Here is a 14,928-nt window from a genome sequence, read left to right as displayed (position 1 = left end):
GGATCCTCCTTCCGACAACCGCCATACTGACATTTTTGTCAGTACGTGCAGGAAAAGTCAGTACTTGCCCATGGTAGGCATACCCACCAGTCTGAGAACATGTCCCACCTCCACAACGCCCCCACGACGGCGCCTTCCGCCCGCCGCTGGCTCGCCCTCGTCCCCATGCTCCTCGGCGTGCTGATCGGGAGTCTGAGCCTCAGCTCGATCATCACCGCCCTCCCGGCGCTGCTGTCCGAACTCCGGCTGGACCCGGGGGTCGGGGTGTGGATCATCGACATCTATCCGCTCACCCTCGGCGTGACGCTCGTCCTGGCCGCGCGGGCCGGAGACCACTGGGGCCGGAGACGGATCATGGTCCTCGGGCTCAGCGGCTTCGCCGTCTTCAATCTGATCGCCGGACTGCAATCGGCGGGCCCGGGGCTGATCGCCCTCCGGATGCTCCTCGGGATCTCCGAGGCCATGGTCATCTCGAGCGTGGTGTCGACCATCGGCACCCAGTTCCACGCCCGCGAACGGGTGCTCGCCTACGGCTTCTGGACGGCGGCGTTCGGCGCCGGAAGCGCGTTCGGGCCGCTCCTCGGCGGCGTGCTGACCGAAGGTCCGGGATGGCGCTGGATCTTCCTGGGCTGCGTGCCGCTTTCGGTCATCGCGGTCCTGGCAGCCATCCGCTTCGTCCCGGAAGGCCGGGCGCCCGTCCCACCGCACTGGGATCCGCTGAGCATCGCGACGTCGGTGCTCGCGATCGGCGGGATCGTCTATGCTCTCCAGCACGCCCTGGCGGAGCCGGTGCCCGCCGCGGTGCTGGCCGCGGCCGGACTCGCGGCGGGCTACCTCTTCGTGCGCCGGCAGAAGACTCTGGACAATCCGCTCATCGATGTCAGGATTTTCCGCATCCGCGAATTCAGCATCGCGTACAGCCACATCCTCGTGATCACCGGGACCACCGCGGCGACCCTCTACCTCGTCGGCCAGCAGGTCCAGGACGAGCAGGGGCTCAGCCCTGCGGAGGCCGGCCTGGTCCTGCTCCCCCTGGCGGCCCTGACCGGGATCGTCGGCGCCACCGCTCCCCTGGCCCTGCGCTGGGTGAGCCGCAAGACCATCACGACCCTCGCATTGACGGTGGCACTGCTCGGCCAGCTCTGGCTGGCGTCCGGGGTCCCTGGCACCCCGATCGCGCTGGGGCTGATCGGAGCGGGATTCGGCGCGGTGGGAACGCTGGCCGCGGCCGCCCTCTTCGATTACACGACGCCGGCCCAGGCGGGTCAGGTGGGCGCGGTCCAGGAGGTGAGCTTCGCCCTCGGGAACGGCGTCGGCGTGGCGGTCTTCGGCACCGTCGCCCTCGCAGCCGGCCCGGACGGCTACCGGGTCGCCATGCTGGCCGCGGGCGCGGTCCTGGCCGCCGCCGTCGTCGTGTATCCCGTCCAGGCGCTGCGGTCGGCCGTACGCGACCGAGGCCGCCGGCCGGCTGCGGAACGTCCCACGACGGAACGGGTGCAGCGCGAACCGGCGGCCTCGACGAGGGCCTGCGCGGGAACGGATTAGTGGTCCACCGCCTTCTCGGCGCCCACTCCCGTCAGGGACCGCACCTCCATCTCCGCCTGCTTGGCGGGATCCTCCTTCCGCCGGTCCAGGATGGTGCCCAGCCAGCCGAGCACGAAGGCCAGCGGAATCGAGATGATCCCGGGGTTGCTGAGCGGGACCCAGGCGAAATCGGCGTTCTGGATCATCGAGGTCTTGGTTCCGGAGACCACCGGGCTGAAGGTGATCAGCAGCACCGCGGACGCCAGACCGCCGTACATGCTCCACAGCGCGCCCTGCGTGGTGAACCTCTTCCAGAACAGGGAGTAGATGATGGTGGGCAGATTCGCCGAGGCGGCCACCGCGAAGGCGAGCGCCACGAGGAACGCGACGTTCTGCCCGTTCGCGAAGACCCCGCCGATGATCGCCAGCACGCCGATCACCACCACGGTCCGCCGCGCCACCTTGACCTCCTGCGCCGGATCGGACTTCCCCTTCGCGATGACGTTGGCGTAGATGTCGTGCGCGAAGGACGCCGCGGCCGTGATGGTCAGGCCCGCGACCACGGCGAGGATCGTGGCGAAGGCCACCGCGGAGATGAAGCCCAGCAGCAGCGGACCGCCCAGATGGAAGGCGAGCAGCGGGGCCGCCGAGTTCACGCCGCCCGGGGCCTTCTTGATGAGGGCGGCGCCCACCATGGCGCCGGCGCCGTAGCCCAGGATCAGGGTGATGAGGTAGAACGCGCCGATCAGCCAGATCGCCCACACCACCGACTTGCGGGCCTCCTTGGCGGTGGGGACGGTGTAGAACCGCATGAGCACGTGCGGGAGCGCCGCCGTGCCGAGCACCAGGGCCAGGGCCAGGGACACGAAGTCCAGCTTGGTGGTCGGGCTCTTGCCGTACTGGAGGCCAGGATTCAGGACGGCAGGATTCTGCGCGGCATCGACCGCGCCGCCGAGCAGGGCTGAGAGATTGAAGCCGTAGCTCGCCAGGACCCACAGGGTCATGACGGCGGCGCCCGCGATCAGCAGCACGGCCTTGATGATCTGGACCCAGGTGGTGCCCTTCATGCCGCCGATCAGCACGTACACGATCATCAGCACACCGACCACCACGATCACGAGCGCCTGCCCGCCCCAGTCGCTGATGCCGAGCAAGAGGGAGATGAGGCTGCCTGCGCCCGCCATCTGCGCAAGCAGGTAGAAGAAGCAGACGGCCAGCGTGGACAAGGCTGCCGCGATCCGCACCGGGCGCTGCCGGAGCCGGAAGGACAGGACGTCGGCCATGGTGAACTTGCCGGTGTTCCGCAGGAGCTCCGCGACCAGGAGCAGCGCCACGAGCCAGGCCACCAGGAAGCCGATCGAATACAGGAATCCGTCATAGCCGTTGAGGGCGATCGCCCCGGTGATCCCCAGGAACGAGGCCGCGGAGAGGTAGTCGCCCGCGATCGCGGTCCCGTTCTGGGAGCCCGTGAACGAGCGGCCGGCGGCGTAGTAGTCGGCAGCGGTCTTGTTGTTCCGGCTCGCCCGGATCACGATCACGAGGGTCACCAGGACGAAGGCGGCGAAGATCCCCATGTTCAGGAGCGTGGTCTCTTTGAGTGCCGAGAGCTGCACCATCGGAAGGCTCATCGTGCCGCCCCCTCACCCGGCGCGGCGGCCGAGCGGTCATGCTCGTGCCGTTCGATGCCTTCGCGGATGCCGGTCGCGATCGGGTCCAGCGTCTTGTTCGAATACCGCACATACCAGGCCGTGATGCCGAAGGTGGTGACGAACTGCAGGAGTCCGAACACCAGACCGACATTGATGTTCCCCCAGAGCTTCGTCGACATGAACTCGTGTGCGTAATCCGCGAGCAGGACATAGGCGAAGTACCAGAGCAGGAAGAACGCGGCCAGCGGGAAGACGAAGCTCCGATGCTTCCTCCGCAGGTCCTGGAATTCCGGTGTGGCCTGGACCTCCTGAAAGTCCACGGCCGGTGTGCCGTCCTCGGGAGGGATCTCGTGTCCCATGGCTTCCTCCTTGAAGCTGCTGGTGCTGCCTGGTCCGGGCCGGGGCGGCCCGGTGGTCTCCGGCCTTGCGGCCGGATGTGACTGACATCACTATGCGGCCGCGTTCCGCCTCGCGCCGGGCGGACACCGGCCCGGAGCGCCGAACGGAGTGACCCGTGCGGCGAACGGCAGCGAACCGGCCGCTCAGCGGCCGATCTCCGGCGCGCCCGGGCCGTGGCTCGCTACGCTGAGGCCATGCCGGATTCCGCGCTCCTGCTCGCCCTCGCCGTCGGCGTCGTCACCCTGGCCATCGCCGCGGTGGCCGGCGTCGGCGTCCAGATCCTGCGCTCATTCCGCGAACTGGGCAGCGACGCCGAACGGGCCACCTATCAGACCCTCCACAGTGCAGCCCTCGCAGGCGGTCAGCTGCGGGCCGGCCTGACGCCGGACAGCGCGGCCCGCGCCGCGCGGCATCTGCGGGCGCTGCTGGGCTGCGAGGCGATCGCGCTCCTGGACGCCGACGGCGGCCTCCTCACCTGGGACGGCGCGGAACCTCCCGAGCGCCGCGAGATCCTGGACCGCGCCCGGGACGACGGTCGCCGGCACCGGCCGTCGCTGCTCAAGCCGACGCCCCGGGCCCGAGGACGCCGCGGGGATCGCGGCCCGGAGCACGGGAAGGATCGCCGTGGCGACACCTCGCCCGGCGCGGCGACGGCGCCGATCCGGGTGGATGGGGACGTGGTCGGTCTGCTCCTCGCCGTGAGCCCCTCCCCCGGCGCGGGCCTGCTCCGGGCGACCACCGAACTCGCCTCCTGGCTGGGTTCCCAGCTCGAACTGGCCGACCTCGAGCGGTCCCGCACCATGCTCGTCGAGGCCGAGCTCAAGGCCCTCCGAGCCCAGATCAGCCCACATTTCATCTACAACTCGCTCACGGCGATCGCCTCGTTCATCAACACGGACCCCGCGCGGGCCCGCGAACTCGTGCTCGAATTCGCGGATTTCACCCGGTACTCGTTCCGGAGGCACGGAGACTTCACCACCCTGGCCGAGGAGCTCCGGAGCATCGACCGGTACCTCCTCCTCGAACGGGCGCGGTTCGGCGAGCGCCTGCAGCTGTCCCTGACGATCGCGCCCGAGGTGCTGAGCACGATCGTGCCCTTCCTCAGCCTTCAGCCGCTCGTGGAGAACGCCGTCCGTCACGGGCTCGAGTCCCGCGCCGGCACCGGGACCATCACCATCAAGGCCTACGAGGAAGGCGGTGACGCCGTGGTGAGTGTGGAGGACGACGGCGTCGGGATGGATCCCGAACGGCTGCGCGCCCTGCTCGCGGGACAGGACGGCGGTGGGAACCATGTCGGGCTGCGGAACGTCGACCTCCGGCTGAGGCAGGTGTACGGCGAGGGTCACGGGCTGGTGGTCGAGACGGCTCCCGGCGAGGGAACGCTCGTCACGCTCCGGGTCCCGAAGTCCCAGCCGCGCCACGAGGTCTGAGCGGGCCCGCGCTACCCTGGTCGAGTGACAGCAATCACAGCCGCGCTCACGGTCCTGGTGGTGGACGACGAGCTCCCCGCCATCGAAGAACTCGCCTTCCTGCTGGGCAAAGACGCCCTCGTGGGAGACATCCACCGGGCGGATTCCGGGGAGCAGGCGCTGAGGGAAGTGGAGACCACGGCCTTCGACACCGTGTTCCTGGACATCCACATGCCAGGCCTCTCTGGTTTGCAGCTCGCCCGGGCGATCAACGCGAGGCCGTCCCCTCCCGCCGTGGTCTTCGTGACCGCGGACGAGGACTGCGCGCTGGAGGCGTTCGAACTGGCCGCCATCGACTATCTGCTCAAGCCGATGCGGCCCGAGCGCCTGGCCCGTTCCGTGTCCCGGATCAGCGAGCTGGCCGGTGAGACCCCGCGGGCGCAGGAGATGATCCCGGTGGAGCTCGGCGGCGTCACCCGCATGATCCGCCGAGACGAGGTGCTCTACGTTCAAGCCCAAGGTGACTATGCGCGGCTTCACACCGCGGAGGCGAGCTACCTGGTCCGCGTCCCCCTGAGTGAACTGGAACAGCAGTGGGGCACGGCGGGCTTCCTGCGGATCCACCGTTCGTACCTCGTGGCGCTCGGGCACGTCTCCTCGCTGAAACTGGGAGCCGCAGCGCCCAGCGCGACGGTCGCCGGGGCGGAGCTGCCCATCAGCCGGCGTCTGCTCCCGGCCGTGCGGAACGCCCTCACCCCCTCGCGGCTGAGGACCGGCGGATGACGCGCGTCCGGGTCGTCGCGCCCACGGGGCGGGCGCAGACGCCGGGTCCCCTGCGCCCGCCATCCAGTGCCTCCCGGCATGCCACGGATGACGACGCCGCCCACGTCTACCTGCGCTCCCTGCTCCGCACCCAGCTGCGCCTGGCCCTCGTGGTCGCCCTGGGCTTCCTGCTGATCGCCGCGACGTTCTCGGTCCTGTTGGTATGGGTCCCGTGGCTTCGCGATCTCAGCGTGCTGGGCATCCCCTTCGAGTGGATCCTCCTCGGAGCGGGACTCTTCCCGGTGATCCTTCTCAGCGCCATGCTCTACACCCGGCTGGCCCAGCGCAACGAGGAACGGTACCGCGATCTCATCGAGGACCGGTGAACGCCCCGCTCGCCATCGGAGCGATCCTGCTGGTCGCCGCGGCGACCCTCCTGATCGGCATCCACGGGCTGCGGATCTCCCGGACCACGAGTGACTTCTACGTGGCGTCCCGCACGGTCCAGCCCTGGTGGAACGCCTCGGCCATCGGCGGTGAGTACCTGTCCGCCGCGAGCTTCCTGGGCGTGGCGGGGCTGGTCTTCCTGAACGGCCGGGACGCTCTCTGGTACCCGGTGGGCTACACCGCCGGGTACCTCATGCTGCTGCTGTTCGTGGCGGCGCCGCTGCGGCGTTCCGGCGCTTACACGGTGCCGGATTTCGTCCAGGCCCGGTTCGGTTCCCTTCCGGCGCGGCGGCTGACCAGTCTCCTCGTGGTCCTGGTGGGGTGCCTGTACATCATCCCCCAGCTGCACGGGGCGGCGCTGACCGTCTCCACCATGATGGGGCTGCCGTCGTGGGCCGGTTCGGGGACGGTCGCCGTGGTCGTCACCCTCGCCGTCGTCGCGGGTGGCATGCGGTCCATGACCTTCGTCCAGGCGTTCCAGTTCTGGCTGAAGCTCGCTGCTCTCGCGGTGCCGCTTCTGTTCCTGCTGTTCTCGTTGCCCGGACTGCGGCCCGCCGCCGCGCCGCTGACGGTGGGCGGCGCAGCCGTCACGGGCGCGCTCGGGACGTATCAGAACGTCTCACTGTTCCTCGCGCTCCTGCTCGGGACGCTCGGCCTGCCGCATGTGCTGGTGCACTTCTACACCAACCCCGACGGTCCGACGGCCCGGAAGACCACCGTGCTCGTCCTGGGCCTGCTCTCGGCGTTCTATCTTCTGCCGGTCGCCTTCGGGTACCTGGCCCGTGTCTACGCGCCCGCGGCCGTCGGCGGCGCCCAGCCCGACGCCGTCGTGCTGCTGCTGCCGCATGCGCTGATCCCGGGGACGCTCGGCGACCTGCTCACCGCCCTCGTGGTGGCCGGGGCGTTCGCGGCCTTCCTGTCCACGACCTCGGGGCTCGTGGTGTCCGTGGCGGGCGTGCTGTCCCAGGACGCCCTGGGCGGTGGGGTGAAGGGGTTCCGGCGTGCGGCCGTGCTCGCGATGCTCGTGCCGTTCCTGCTCTCGGTGCCCACGCAGAGCCCGGCCCTGGCGGGCAGCGTGGGTCAGGTGTTCGCCTTCACCGCGTCGACCCTGTGCCCCGTGCTCGTGCTGGGGATCTGGTGGCCGCGCCTCAGCACGGCGGGCGCGGTGGCGGGGATGGTCGCCGGAGGCGCCGGCTGCGGGACGGCGATGATCGCCACGGCGGCTCTGGGCACGACGGCGCCGGTCTGGCTGTCGCAGCCGGCGGCCTGGAGCGTGCCACTCGCGTTCGCCGTCATGATCGGCGTCTCCTGGCGGACCCCGCGGAGCGTCCCGGCGGACGCCTGGCGGATCCTCACCCGGCTCCACGCGCCGGAACGCCGCTGACGGCGTCGGCTCGAGGCGAAGGCCGGACGCCGTCGGTCGTGAGGGAAACTCAGTCGATGGCGGCCATCAGCTCGACCACCCGGTCGAGGAAGGCGTCCACCTGAGCCTCTTCGTACGCGTCCTGGCCCTTCGCGGGAGGGAACGACGCCCGGCGGACGTCATCGACGCTCAGCGCGTGATCGTGCTCGAGATAGTCGACGATGTCCTTGCACAGCGCGTCCACTTCGGACACCGCGTAGCCCTGCGTCCGGGACTTGGACGGGTGACGGAACTTCTCGCCGTCGGGCCGGTACAGACGCTGGCGCAGCAGCGCGGACAGGCGGCCCACCTCGCCCAGCCAGGCCTCTTCGCCCTGGGCCGCGATCAGATGATCCCGTTCCCGGTGGGCCAGCGCATCCTCCAGGATGTCCAGGGCGTGATCCACCTGCGCGGCCTCGTAGCCGCCGCGGGCCGGGTCGAAGGCCACCTTGCGCACATCGGTGCTGGTGAGGGGGCGGTCATGGTCGGGGTCCTCGAAGACCGCCCGGCCGCGCTCCATGAAGTCGTCCACCTGCGCCACGCTGTAGCCATAGCTGGAGCGCTCGACACGGCGGAAGGTCGCGGGGATCTTGCCGCTGCTCGCTTCTGTCATGGATTTCCCCTTACGGAAAGTACGTGATGCGGTGTCTTCATCCGGCATCAATGTGCGTTTTCAAAGACATGGAACAGGATAAAGGCCACCGGCGACGCGAAGAGAACCGAGTCCAGCCGGTCCATGACCCCGCCGTGGCCGGGCAGGATCGAGCTCATGTCCTTGACCCCGAGCTCGCGCTTGACCATCGACTCGGCCAGGTCACCCGCCGTGGCGGCGCCGACCATGCCGATCGCCAGCACCACTCCGAGCCACCAGGGCTTGTCCAGGACGAACACGCAGGCCAGGACGCCGATGAGAACGGCGCCGGCCACCGAGCCGGCGAACCCTTCCCAGGACTTCTTGGGACTGATCTTCGGCGCCATGGGGTGCTTGCCGAGGGAGGCGCCCACGAGATAGCCGAAGGTGTCATTCGCCACCACGAGGAGCAGCATGGTCATCAGCTGGTAGACGCCCTGCGGCGCCTCGCCGCCCGGCCAGAGACCGAGACTCGCCTGCCCCACCCCGGTGTGCAGGGACAGGACCGCGAAACTGATGAAGAAGGGCACCCAGGCCAGGATGAAGATGCTCGCATAGATGCTGGGGGCCGCGCCTTCGGCGGATTCGGCGCTCCGCCAGACCAGGATGGCGAAGGCTCCCGCCACGACCCCGTACAGCAGGGCTTCCAGTCCCCCGAAGTAGGACACGAACGGCAGCGCGACCGAGGCCAGCATGAGGGGCGCGATCGTCACCCTGATGCCGTAGCTCTCCAGGGCGCGGGCGACTTCCCAGACGCCGAGACAGGCAAAGCCCGTCACGACGGCCACGAAGCCGAGAGGAAGGAAGAACAGCGTGCCCAGCACCACGACGAGCAGCCCGAGCCCCACGCCGATGGCGGCCGGGAGATCCCGGCCGGCCTTGGGCGTGGGGTTGGGACGCGCGGTTCGCGGGGGACGGCGCCGCCCAGCGTGCTCAGTCATCAGACTTCGAGGAGCTCAGCTTCCTTGCGCTTGAGCAGCTCGTCGATGGCGTCGACGTGCTGCTTGGTCAGAGCGTCGAGCTCCTTCTCGCCACGAGCGCCGTCGTCCTCGCCGGCTTCGCCGTCCTTGACGAGCTTGTCCAGGGTGTCCTTGGCCTTGCGGCGGATGGAACGGACGGAGACCTTGGCGTCTTCGGCCTTGCCCTTGACGATCTTGACGTACTCCTTGCGGCGCTCCTGCGTCAGCTCGGGCAGGACCACGCGGATCACGTTGCCGTCGTTGGACGGGTTGGCGCCCACCTCGGAGTCGCTCAGGGCCTTCTCGATGTCACGCAGCGCCGTCTTGTCGTACGGGGTGATGAGGATGGTGCGGGCTTCCGGAACGGCGAAGGACGCCAGCTGCTGCAGCGGTGTGGGAGTGCCGTAGTACTCCACGATCACCTTGCTGTAGAGAGCCGGGTTCGCGCGACCCGTGCGCACCGAGGCGAAATCTTCCTTGGCCACCTCGATGGCCTTGTCCATCTTTTCGCCCGCTTCGAGCAGGGTCTCTTCGATCACGGTTTCTCCTGTGAACTCATGGGTGAAACGTGCCTGTGATCCAGGCACAACTACAAACATCCTAGCCGCAGCCGCCGTCCCCGGACTGCCGCGGGGTTCGGGACGGCTGCGGCCAGGGCACTACGGGGTGACGCGGGTGCCGAGGTCCTCGCCGAGGATGGCACGGGTGACATTGCCCTCGCCCTCCATGCCGAACACCAGCATCGGGAGCTTGTTGTCCTTGCACATGGTCATGGCCGTCTGATCCATCACGCGGATGTCGCGGCGCAGTGCCTCGTCATAGCTGAGGACGTCGAGCTTCTCGGCATCCGGGTTGGTCTTGGGGTCGGCGGTGTACACGCCGTCCACACCGCTCTTGGCCATCAGGACCTCGTCGGCGTGGATCTCGAGGGCACGCTGCGCCGCCACGGTGTCCGTGGAGAAGTACGGCAGGCCGGCTCCGGCTCCGAAGATCACCACGCGGTTCTTCTCCATGTGGCGGATCGCACGGCGCGGAATGTAGACCTCCGCCACCTGGGCCATCGAGATCGCGGACTGCACGCGGGTGTCGACGCCTGCCTGCTCCAGGAAGTCCTGCAGCGCGAGGCTGTTCATGACCGTGCCGAGCATGCCCATGTAGTCGGCGCGGGAGCGGTCCATGCCGCTCTGCGACAGTTCGGCGCCCCGGAAGAAGTTGCCACCGCCCACCACGACGGCCACTTCCACCTCGTTCTTGACCGCTTCGGCGATCTGGGTGGCGATGCCACGCACCGTCTCAGGGTCCACGCCCAGCTTGCCTCCGCCGAAGACCTCACCGGAGAGCTTCAGCAGCACTCGACGGCGGCGCGGCGACGGATCGTTGGCGATGGTGGTGTTTTCCATGGGGCCTCCCTGGCTCGGTTCTGTCTTCACTATATGTTGCGGAGCCCGGCGTCAGCGGCGCCGCCCGTGTGCACTCCCCGACGGGCGGAAACCGTCCGTCAGGGCGCACACAAAAGGGGCGGCTACCGAAGTAGCCACCCCTTCTGAATGTCTGACTAGGAGCCGACGCGGAAGCGAGCGACAGCCACAGCCTGAACGCCGGCCTCTTCGAGGACGGCGCCCACGGTCTTCTTGGCATCCTTCGCGAACGCCTGGTCCACGAGGACCTCGCCCTTGAAGAAGCCGGTCACGCGGCCTTCGACGATCTTCGGCAGCGCAGCCTCGGGCTTGCCCTCGGCCTTGGCGGTCTCCTCGGCGATGCGGCGCTCGTTGTCGACCAGCTCGGCCGGAACGTCTTCACGGGTCAGGTAGTTCGGGGCCATGGCGGCCACGTGAACGGCGACGTCGTGAGCGGCGGTCTCGGCGGCCTCGCCGGTGCCGGAGACGGCGAACAGCACGCCGACCTGAGCCGGGAGGTCCTTGGAGGTCTTGTGCAGGTAGGCGTCAACGGTGCCACCCTCGACACGGGCCACGCGACGGACGGCGACCTTCTCGCCGAGCACGGCGCCCTCTTCGACGACGACCTCGGACAGCGGCTTGCCGTCGACGTCGGCGGCGAGCAGGGTCTCCAGGTCACCGGTGTTGGCGGCCACGGCGGCGGCGAGCACCTTGTCGGCGATGGAGATGAACTTGTCGCTCTTGGCGACGAAGTCGGTCTCGCAGTTGACCTCGACCATGTAGCCGACGTTGCCCACGACCTTGGCGGCGACGAGGCCCTCGGCGGTGGAGCGGCCTTCGCGCTTGGTGGCGCCCTTCAGGCCCTTGATACGGATGATTTCAATGGCCTTCTCGGCATCACCGTTGGCCTCGTCAAGAGCCTTCTTGACGTCCATCATGCCGGCGCCGGTGCGCTCACGCAGGGCCTTGATGTCAGCAGCAGTGTAGTTCGCCATGGGAACCCCTCAAATGTGTTGTTGCGTCTAAAGATCTGGGTATGACATGCGTGACAGGATGGCCGCCCGGAGGCAGCCATCCTGTCACCAGCCGTTCCGGGTGATACCCGGGACGGTCGCAGTCAGGGACTTACTCGGCGGCCGGAGCCTCAGCAGCGGGAGCCTCAGTAGCTTCAGCAGCGGGAGCCTCAGCAGCCTTCTCGCCTTCCAGGAGCTCGCGCTCCCAGGCGGCCAGGGGCTCTTCAGCAGTCTCGGCGGTGCCGTTTGCGCGGTTGTTACGAGCGATCAAACCCTCGGCGACGGCGTCGGCAACAACGCGGGTCAGCAGGTTCACGGAGCGGATGGCGTCATCGTTGCCCGGGATCGGGAAGTCGACCTCATCCGGATCGCAGTTGGTGTCGAGGATGGCGACGACCGGGATACCCAGCTTCTTGGCCTCGTCGACCGCCAGGTGCTCCTTCTTGGTGTCAACCACCCAGAGGAGGGAAGGGGTCTTCGTGAGGTTGCGGATACCGCCGAGGTTGGCCTCGAGCTTGGTCAGCTCACGCTTGAGGAGCAGGAGCTCCTTCTTGGTGTAGCCGGAGCCGGCGACGTCGTCGAAGTTGAGCTCTTCGAGCTCCTTCATGCGCTGGATGCGCTTGGCGACGGTCTGGAAGTTGGTGAGCATACCGCCCAGCCAGCGCTGGTTCACGTAGGGCTGACCCACGCGGGTGGCCTGCTCGGCGATTGCTTCCTGAGCCTGCTTCTTGGTGCCGACGAAGAGCACGGTGCCGCCGTGGGCGACAGTGGCCTTGACGTGCTCGTAAGCACGGTCGATGTAGGACAGGGCCTGCTGCAGGTCGATGATGTAGATGCCGTTGCGCTCGGTGAGGATGAAGCGCTTCATCTTCGGGTTCCAACGGCGGGTCTGGTGGCCGAAGTGGACACCGCTGTCGAGCAGCTGGCGCATGGTTACGACGGGCATGCCATCGCTCCTTCCGGCAGGTCACGCATTCTCGTGAGAGGGCCTTTCGAGTGGCCGCTCTTGCCCTGCCATAGTGTTTTTGTCGGTTATCAGTCCGGACATCACATCCGGGCTCCTGGTGCCCCAGGAACCACTCGCCGCGGTCCCGGTGAACCCGGAAACGTGGACCGTGAGCAGTCCCAGCCCACAGCGATCACTCCGCGAACGGATTGAGGGGGCTGCGAGGATGGACACGCGAAGTCAGTCGGCGTGACCCGCGCCGGGCAGGCGCAGGACACAGAAGACTGCAGTCCCCAGTGTACTACACGGGCGCTACCCGTCCCGCTTTCCACACGGCGCCTCGCCTCTCCCCTCCACATACGCCATCAGCCCCGTTCCCCCGCCTCCGAAGCCCGGCGAGGGTGGTGTCATGACGAGCACGCAGACCATGGACCGATCACGAAGCTGTCCACCGCCAGGGAGTCCACCACGACGGCGGCGAGGCGCCGCACGCCCTGCCGTCCAGGCGGGCGTTCTGATGGCCTCGATGCTGGCCTCAGCCCCCACGTCCGCCGCGGCGGATCCCCCGGGAGAAGTCCTCGCCTCGCCGCAGCGCTCGACGGCCAGGGCCGCCTCCTCCTGGGCCTGGCCCCTGGACCATCCCGGGCGGCCGCTGCGCCACGAGGTGATCCGGCTGTTCGACCCGCCGGACCAGCCCTGGCTGAGCGGGCACCGGGGGGTCGACCTCCGGGGTTCTGAGGGGAACGGCGCCGCCGTCCTCTCCCCCGCCGACGGCGTGGTCAGCTTCCGTGGCACGGTCGTGGACCGCCCGGTCATCACGATCGACCACGGTCACGATCTGAAGAGCAGCTTCGAACCGGTCGAGAGTGAGCTGAAACCCGGGGACGCGGTGCGCAAGGGTCAACGGATCGGCTTCCTCCGGCCGGGACACTGCGCCGTCTCCGTCTGCGTCCATTGGGGCGTGCGGCAGGAGGACGAGTACGTCGATCCCCTGCGCTTCATTCAGGACCTCCGGCCCTCCATCCTTCTCCCGTGGGGATGAGGCCTTCTCCCGTGAGGATCAGGCCTCCTCACGCCACAGGCCGGCTCCCCCTGGGGAACCGGCCTGGACATGGAGTGGATCGTCGCGGCGACGCACGAGCCGCCACCCGGACGCCCCTGGGCGTGCCGACGTCAGACGATGGCGGAGATGCCCGTGATGGCGCGGCCCGTCACAAGGGTGTTGATCTCGTAAGTGCCCTCATAGGAGTAGATGGCCTCCGCGTCGGAGAAGATCTTGGCGATCTCGTAATCGGTGACGATGCCGTTGCCTCCCAGGAGGCTGCGGCCGATCGCCACCGACTCGCGCATCCGTGCGGTGGTGAAGGCCTTGGCGAGCGCGGACTGCTCGTCCTTCGCGACACCGGCATCCTCGAGCTGCGACAGCCGGACCATCATCCCCATGGAGCTGACAGCGTTGCCGAGGATCTTGACGAGCTGTTCCTGCACGAGCTGGAACGAGGCGAGCGGGCGGCCGAACTGGTGACGCTCCACCGCATAGCGCCGCGCGACGTCGAACGCGGCGAGCTGCTGCCCCACCGCCTGCCAGGCGACCGCCAGACGGGTGACCTTGAGAACCTTGTTGGTGTCCCGGAAGCTGTTGCCGCCCGCGAGCTTGTGACTGTCCGGCACCACGACGTTCTCCAGCACGATGTCCGCGTTCTGCACGGTGCGGAGCGAGATCTTGTTCTCGATCTTCGTGGCGCGGTAACCCGGGAGCGTGGTGTCGACCAGGAAGGCCTTGACCTGGTTGTCCGCGACGTCGCGGGCGTAGATGACCACGTAGTCCGAGAAGGTGGCGTTTCCGATCCACCGCTTGGCGCCGTTGAGGATCCAGGTGTCCCCGTCCTTCTGCGCGGTGGTGCGCGTGCCCCCGGCCACATCGGAACCACCGAGAGGCTCGGTCAGCCCGAAGGCGCCGATCTTCTTCATGGCGTAGATGTCCGGCAGCCAGGCCTCCTTCTGCTCTTCCGAGGCCAGGGCCTCGATCGAGCCGGTGAAGAGACCGTCATGAACTCCCATGAAGGTGGCGATGGAGGTGTCCGCGCGCGTGAACTCAGCGTGCACGATCCCCGCGAACAGGTTCGAATACCCCTGGCGGCGCACCGGGCTCATCACATCCAGTTCCGCGAGCTTCGGGATCAGCTCCATGGGGAACTCGCCGCGGTTCCAGCAATCCACGGCGATGGGCCGGACCTCGCGGTCGAGCCAGGTCCTGATCTCACTCAGGCGGTCGCGCTCCTTGTCGGAGAGCAGTTGTTCGAAGGCGAAGAAGTCGCCATCCGCATACGGCAGATTGTTGATGTCCAGCTCGGCCTTGGCCATGATCCCTCCACAGGAATTGATGTTAC

General features: G+C 68.4%; 15 protein-coding genes. 6 read left to right on the top strand and 9 right to left on the bottom strand.

The window, feature by feature from the left end; all coding sequences use genetic code 11:
• Nucleotides 1–99: 99 nt before the first annotated feature.
• Nucleotides 100–1,545 (top strand): MFS transporter, encoded by a 1,446-nt coding sequence (locus tag P9849_RS05355; protein WP_278268637.1) that lies wholly within the window; start codon nucleotides 100–102, stop codon nucleotides 1,543–1,545.
• Here P9849_RS05355 and P9849_RS05350 read toward each other — a convergent pair.
• Both P9849_RS05350 and P9849_RS05345 read right to left on the bottom strand, forming a co-directional pair.
• The gene (locus P9849_RS05350; protein ID WP_278268636.1) at nucleotides 1,542–3,152 is read right to left on the bottom strand and encodes a sodium/solute symporter; all 1,611 of its coding nucleotides are present in this window, start codon (nucleotides 3,150–3,152) and stop codon (nucleotides 1,542–1,544) included. The genes P9849_RS05355 and P9849_RS05350 overlap by 4 nt on opposite strands.
• The gene (locus tag P9849_RS05345; protein ID WP_278268635.1) at nucleotides 3,149–3,532 is read right to left on the bottom strand and encodes a DUF485 domain-containing protein; all 384 of its coding nucleotides are present in this window, start codon (nucleotides 3,530–3,532) and stop codon (nucleotides 3,149–3,151) included. The genes P9849_RS05350 and P9849_RS05345 overlap by 4 nt, the downstream gene beginning before the upstream one ends.
• A gap of 234 nt (nucleotides 3,533–3,766) precedes the next feature.
• On the opposite strand from P9849_RS05345, the gene P9849_RS05340 reads away from it, so the two are divergent.
• Genes P9849_RS05340 through P9849_RS05325 form a run of 4 tightly spaced genes read left to right on the top strand, consistent with a single transcriptional unit; the run spans nucleotide 3,767 to nucleotide 7,574 of the window.
• Nucleotides 3,767–5,002 (top strand): histidine kinase, encoded by a 1,236-nt coding sequence (locus P9849_RS05340; protein WP_278268634.1) that lies wholly within the window; start codon nucleotides 3,767–3,769, stop codon nucleotides 5,000–5,002.
• Nucleotides 5,003–5,026: 24 nt separating this feature from the next.
• Nucleotides 5,027–5,764, top strand: coding sequence for a LytTR family DNA-binding domain-containing protein (locus P9849_RS05335; protein WP_278268633.1), 738 nt, complete (start codon nucleotides 5,027–5,029; stop codon nucleotides 5,762–5,764).
• Nucleotides 5,761–6,129 (top strand): hypothetical protein, encoded by a 369-nt coding sequence (locus P9849_RS05330; RefSeq protein WP_278268632.1) that lies wholly within the window; start codon nucleotides 5,761–5,763, stop codon nucleotides 6,127–6,129. The genes P9849_RS05335 and P9849_RS05330 overlap by 4 nt, the downstream gene beginning before the upstream one ends.
• On the top strand, nucleotides 6,126–7,574 hold the full coding sequence (locus P9849_RS05325; RefSeq protein WP_278268631.1) for a cation acetate symporter: 1,449 nt from the start codon (nucleotides 6,126–6,128) through the stop codon (nucleotides 7,572–7,574). The genes P9849_RS05330 and P9849_RS05325 overlap by 4 nt, the downstream gene beginning before the upstream one ends.
• A 49-nt stretch (nucleotides 7,575–7,623) precedes the next feature.
• Here P9849_RS05325 and P9849_RS05320 read toward each other — a convergent pair whose 3' ends face one another.
• The 6 genes from P9849_RS05320 to rpsB form a co-directional block, all read right to left on the bottom strand.
• Nucleotides 7,624–8,205, bottom strand: coding sequence for a DivIVA domain-containing protein (locus tag P9849_RS05320; RefSeq protein WP_278268630.1), 582 nt, complete (start codon nucleotides 8,203–8,205; stop codon nucleotides 7,624–7,626).
• Nucleotides 8,206–8,252: 47 nt separating this feature from the next.
• The gene (locus tag P9849_RS05315; protein WP_278268629.1) at nucleotides 8,253–9,164 is read right to left on the bottom strand and encodes a phosphatidate cytidylyltransferase; all 912 of its coding nucleotides are present in this window, start codon (nucleotides 9,162–9,164) and stop codon (nucleotides 8,253–8,255) included.
• A complete protein-coding gene (gene frr, locus P9849_RS05310) occupies nucleotides 9,164–9,721 on the bottom strand; it encodes a ribosome recycling factor (protein WP_066215217.1) in 558 nt (185 codons plus the stop codon). Before frr ends, P9849_RS05315 begins: the two co-directional genes overlap by 1 nt.
• 120 nt (nucleotides 9,722–9,841) lie before the next feature.
• Nucleotides 9,842–10,582 carry a UMP kinase gene (gene pyrH / locus P9849_RS05305; protein ID WP_278268628.1) on the bottom strand — a complete coding sequence of 247 codons (741 nt, stop codon included), beginning with the start codon at nucleotides 10,580–10,582 and terminating at the stop codon, nucleotides 9,842–9,844.
• A 155-nt stretch (nucleotides 10,583–10,737) separates the two neighbouring features.
• On the bottom strand, nucleotides 10,738–11,574 hold the full coding sequence (gene tsf, locus P9849_RS05300) for a translation elongation factor Ts (RefSeq protein ID WP_066215211.1): 837 nt from the start codon (nucleotides 11,572–11,574) through the stop codon (nucleotides 10,738–10,740).
• A 130-nt stretch (nucleotides 11,575–11,704) separates the two neighbouring features.
• Complete coding sequence (gene rpsB / locus P9849_RS05295) at nucleotides 11,705–12,538, bottom strand: 30S ribosomal protein S2 (RefSeq protein WP_066215209.1); 834 nt, start codon at nucleotides 12,536–12,538, stop codon at nucleotides 11,705–11,707.
• Nucleotides 12,539–13,064: 526 nt separating this feature from the next.
• On the opposite strand from rpsB, the gene P9849_RS05290 reads away from it, so the two are divergent.
• Nucleotides 13,065–13,580, top strand: coding sequence for a M23 family metallopeptidase (locus P9849_RS05290; protein ID WP_278268627.1), 516 nt, complete (start codon nucleotides 13,065–13,067; stop codon nucleotides 13,578–13,580).
• A 131-nt stretch (nucleotides 13,581–13,711) separates the two neighbouring features.
• On the opposite strand, the gene P9849_RS05285 is transcribed toward P9849_RS05290, so the two are convergent.
• The gene (locus P9849_RS05285; protein ID WP_278269101.1) at nucleotides 13,712–14,902 is read right to left on the bottom strand and encodes an acyl-CoA dehydrogenase family protein; all 1,191 of its coding nucleotides are present in this window, start codon (nucleotides 14,900–14,902) and stop codon (nucleotides 13,712–13,714) included.
• Nucleotides 14,903–14,928 lie beyond the last annotated feature (26 nt).

Origin of the sequence: Arthrobacter sp. Y-9 (assembly GCF_029690065.1) — a bacterium.
In the GTDB taxonomy this organism is placed as follows: Bacteria; Actinomycetota; Actinomycetes; order Actinomycetales; family Micrococcaceae; genus Arthrobacter_E.
This window is presented reverse-complemented; position numbering and strand designations above follow the sequence as displayed.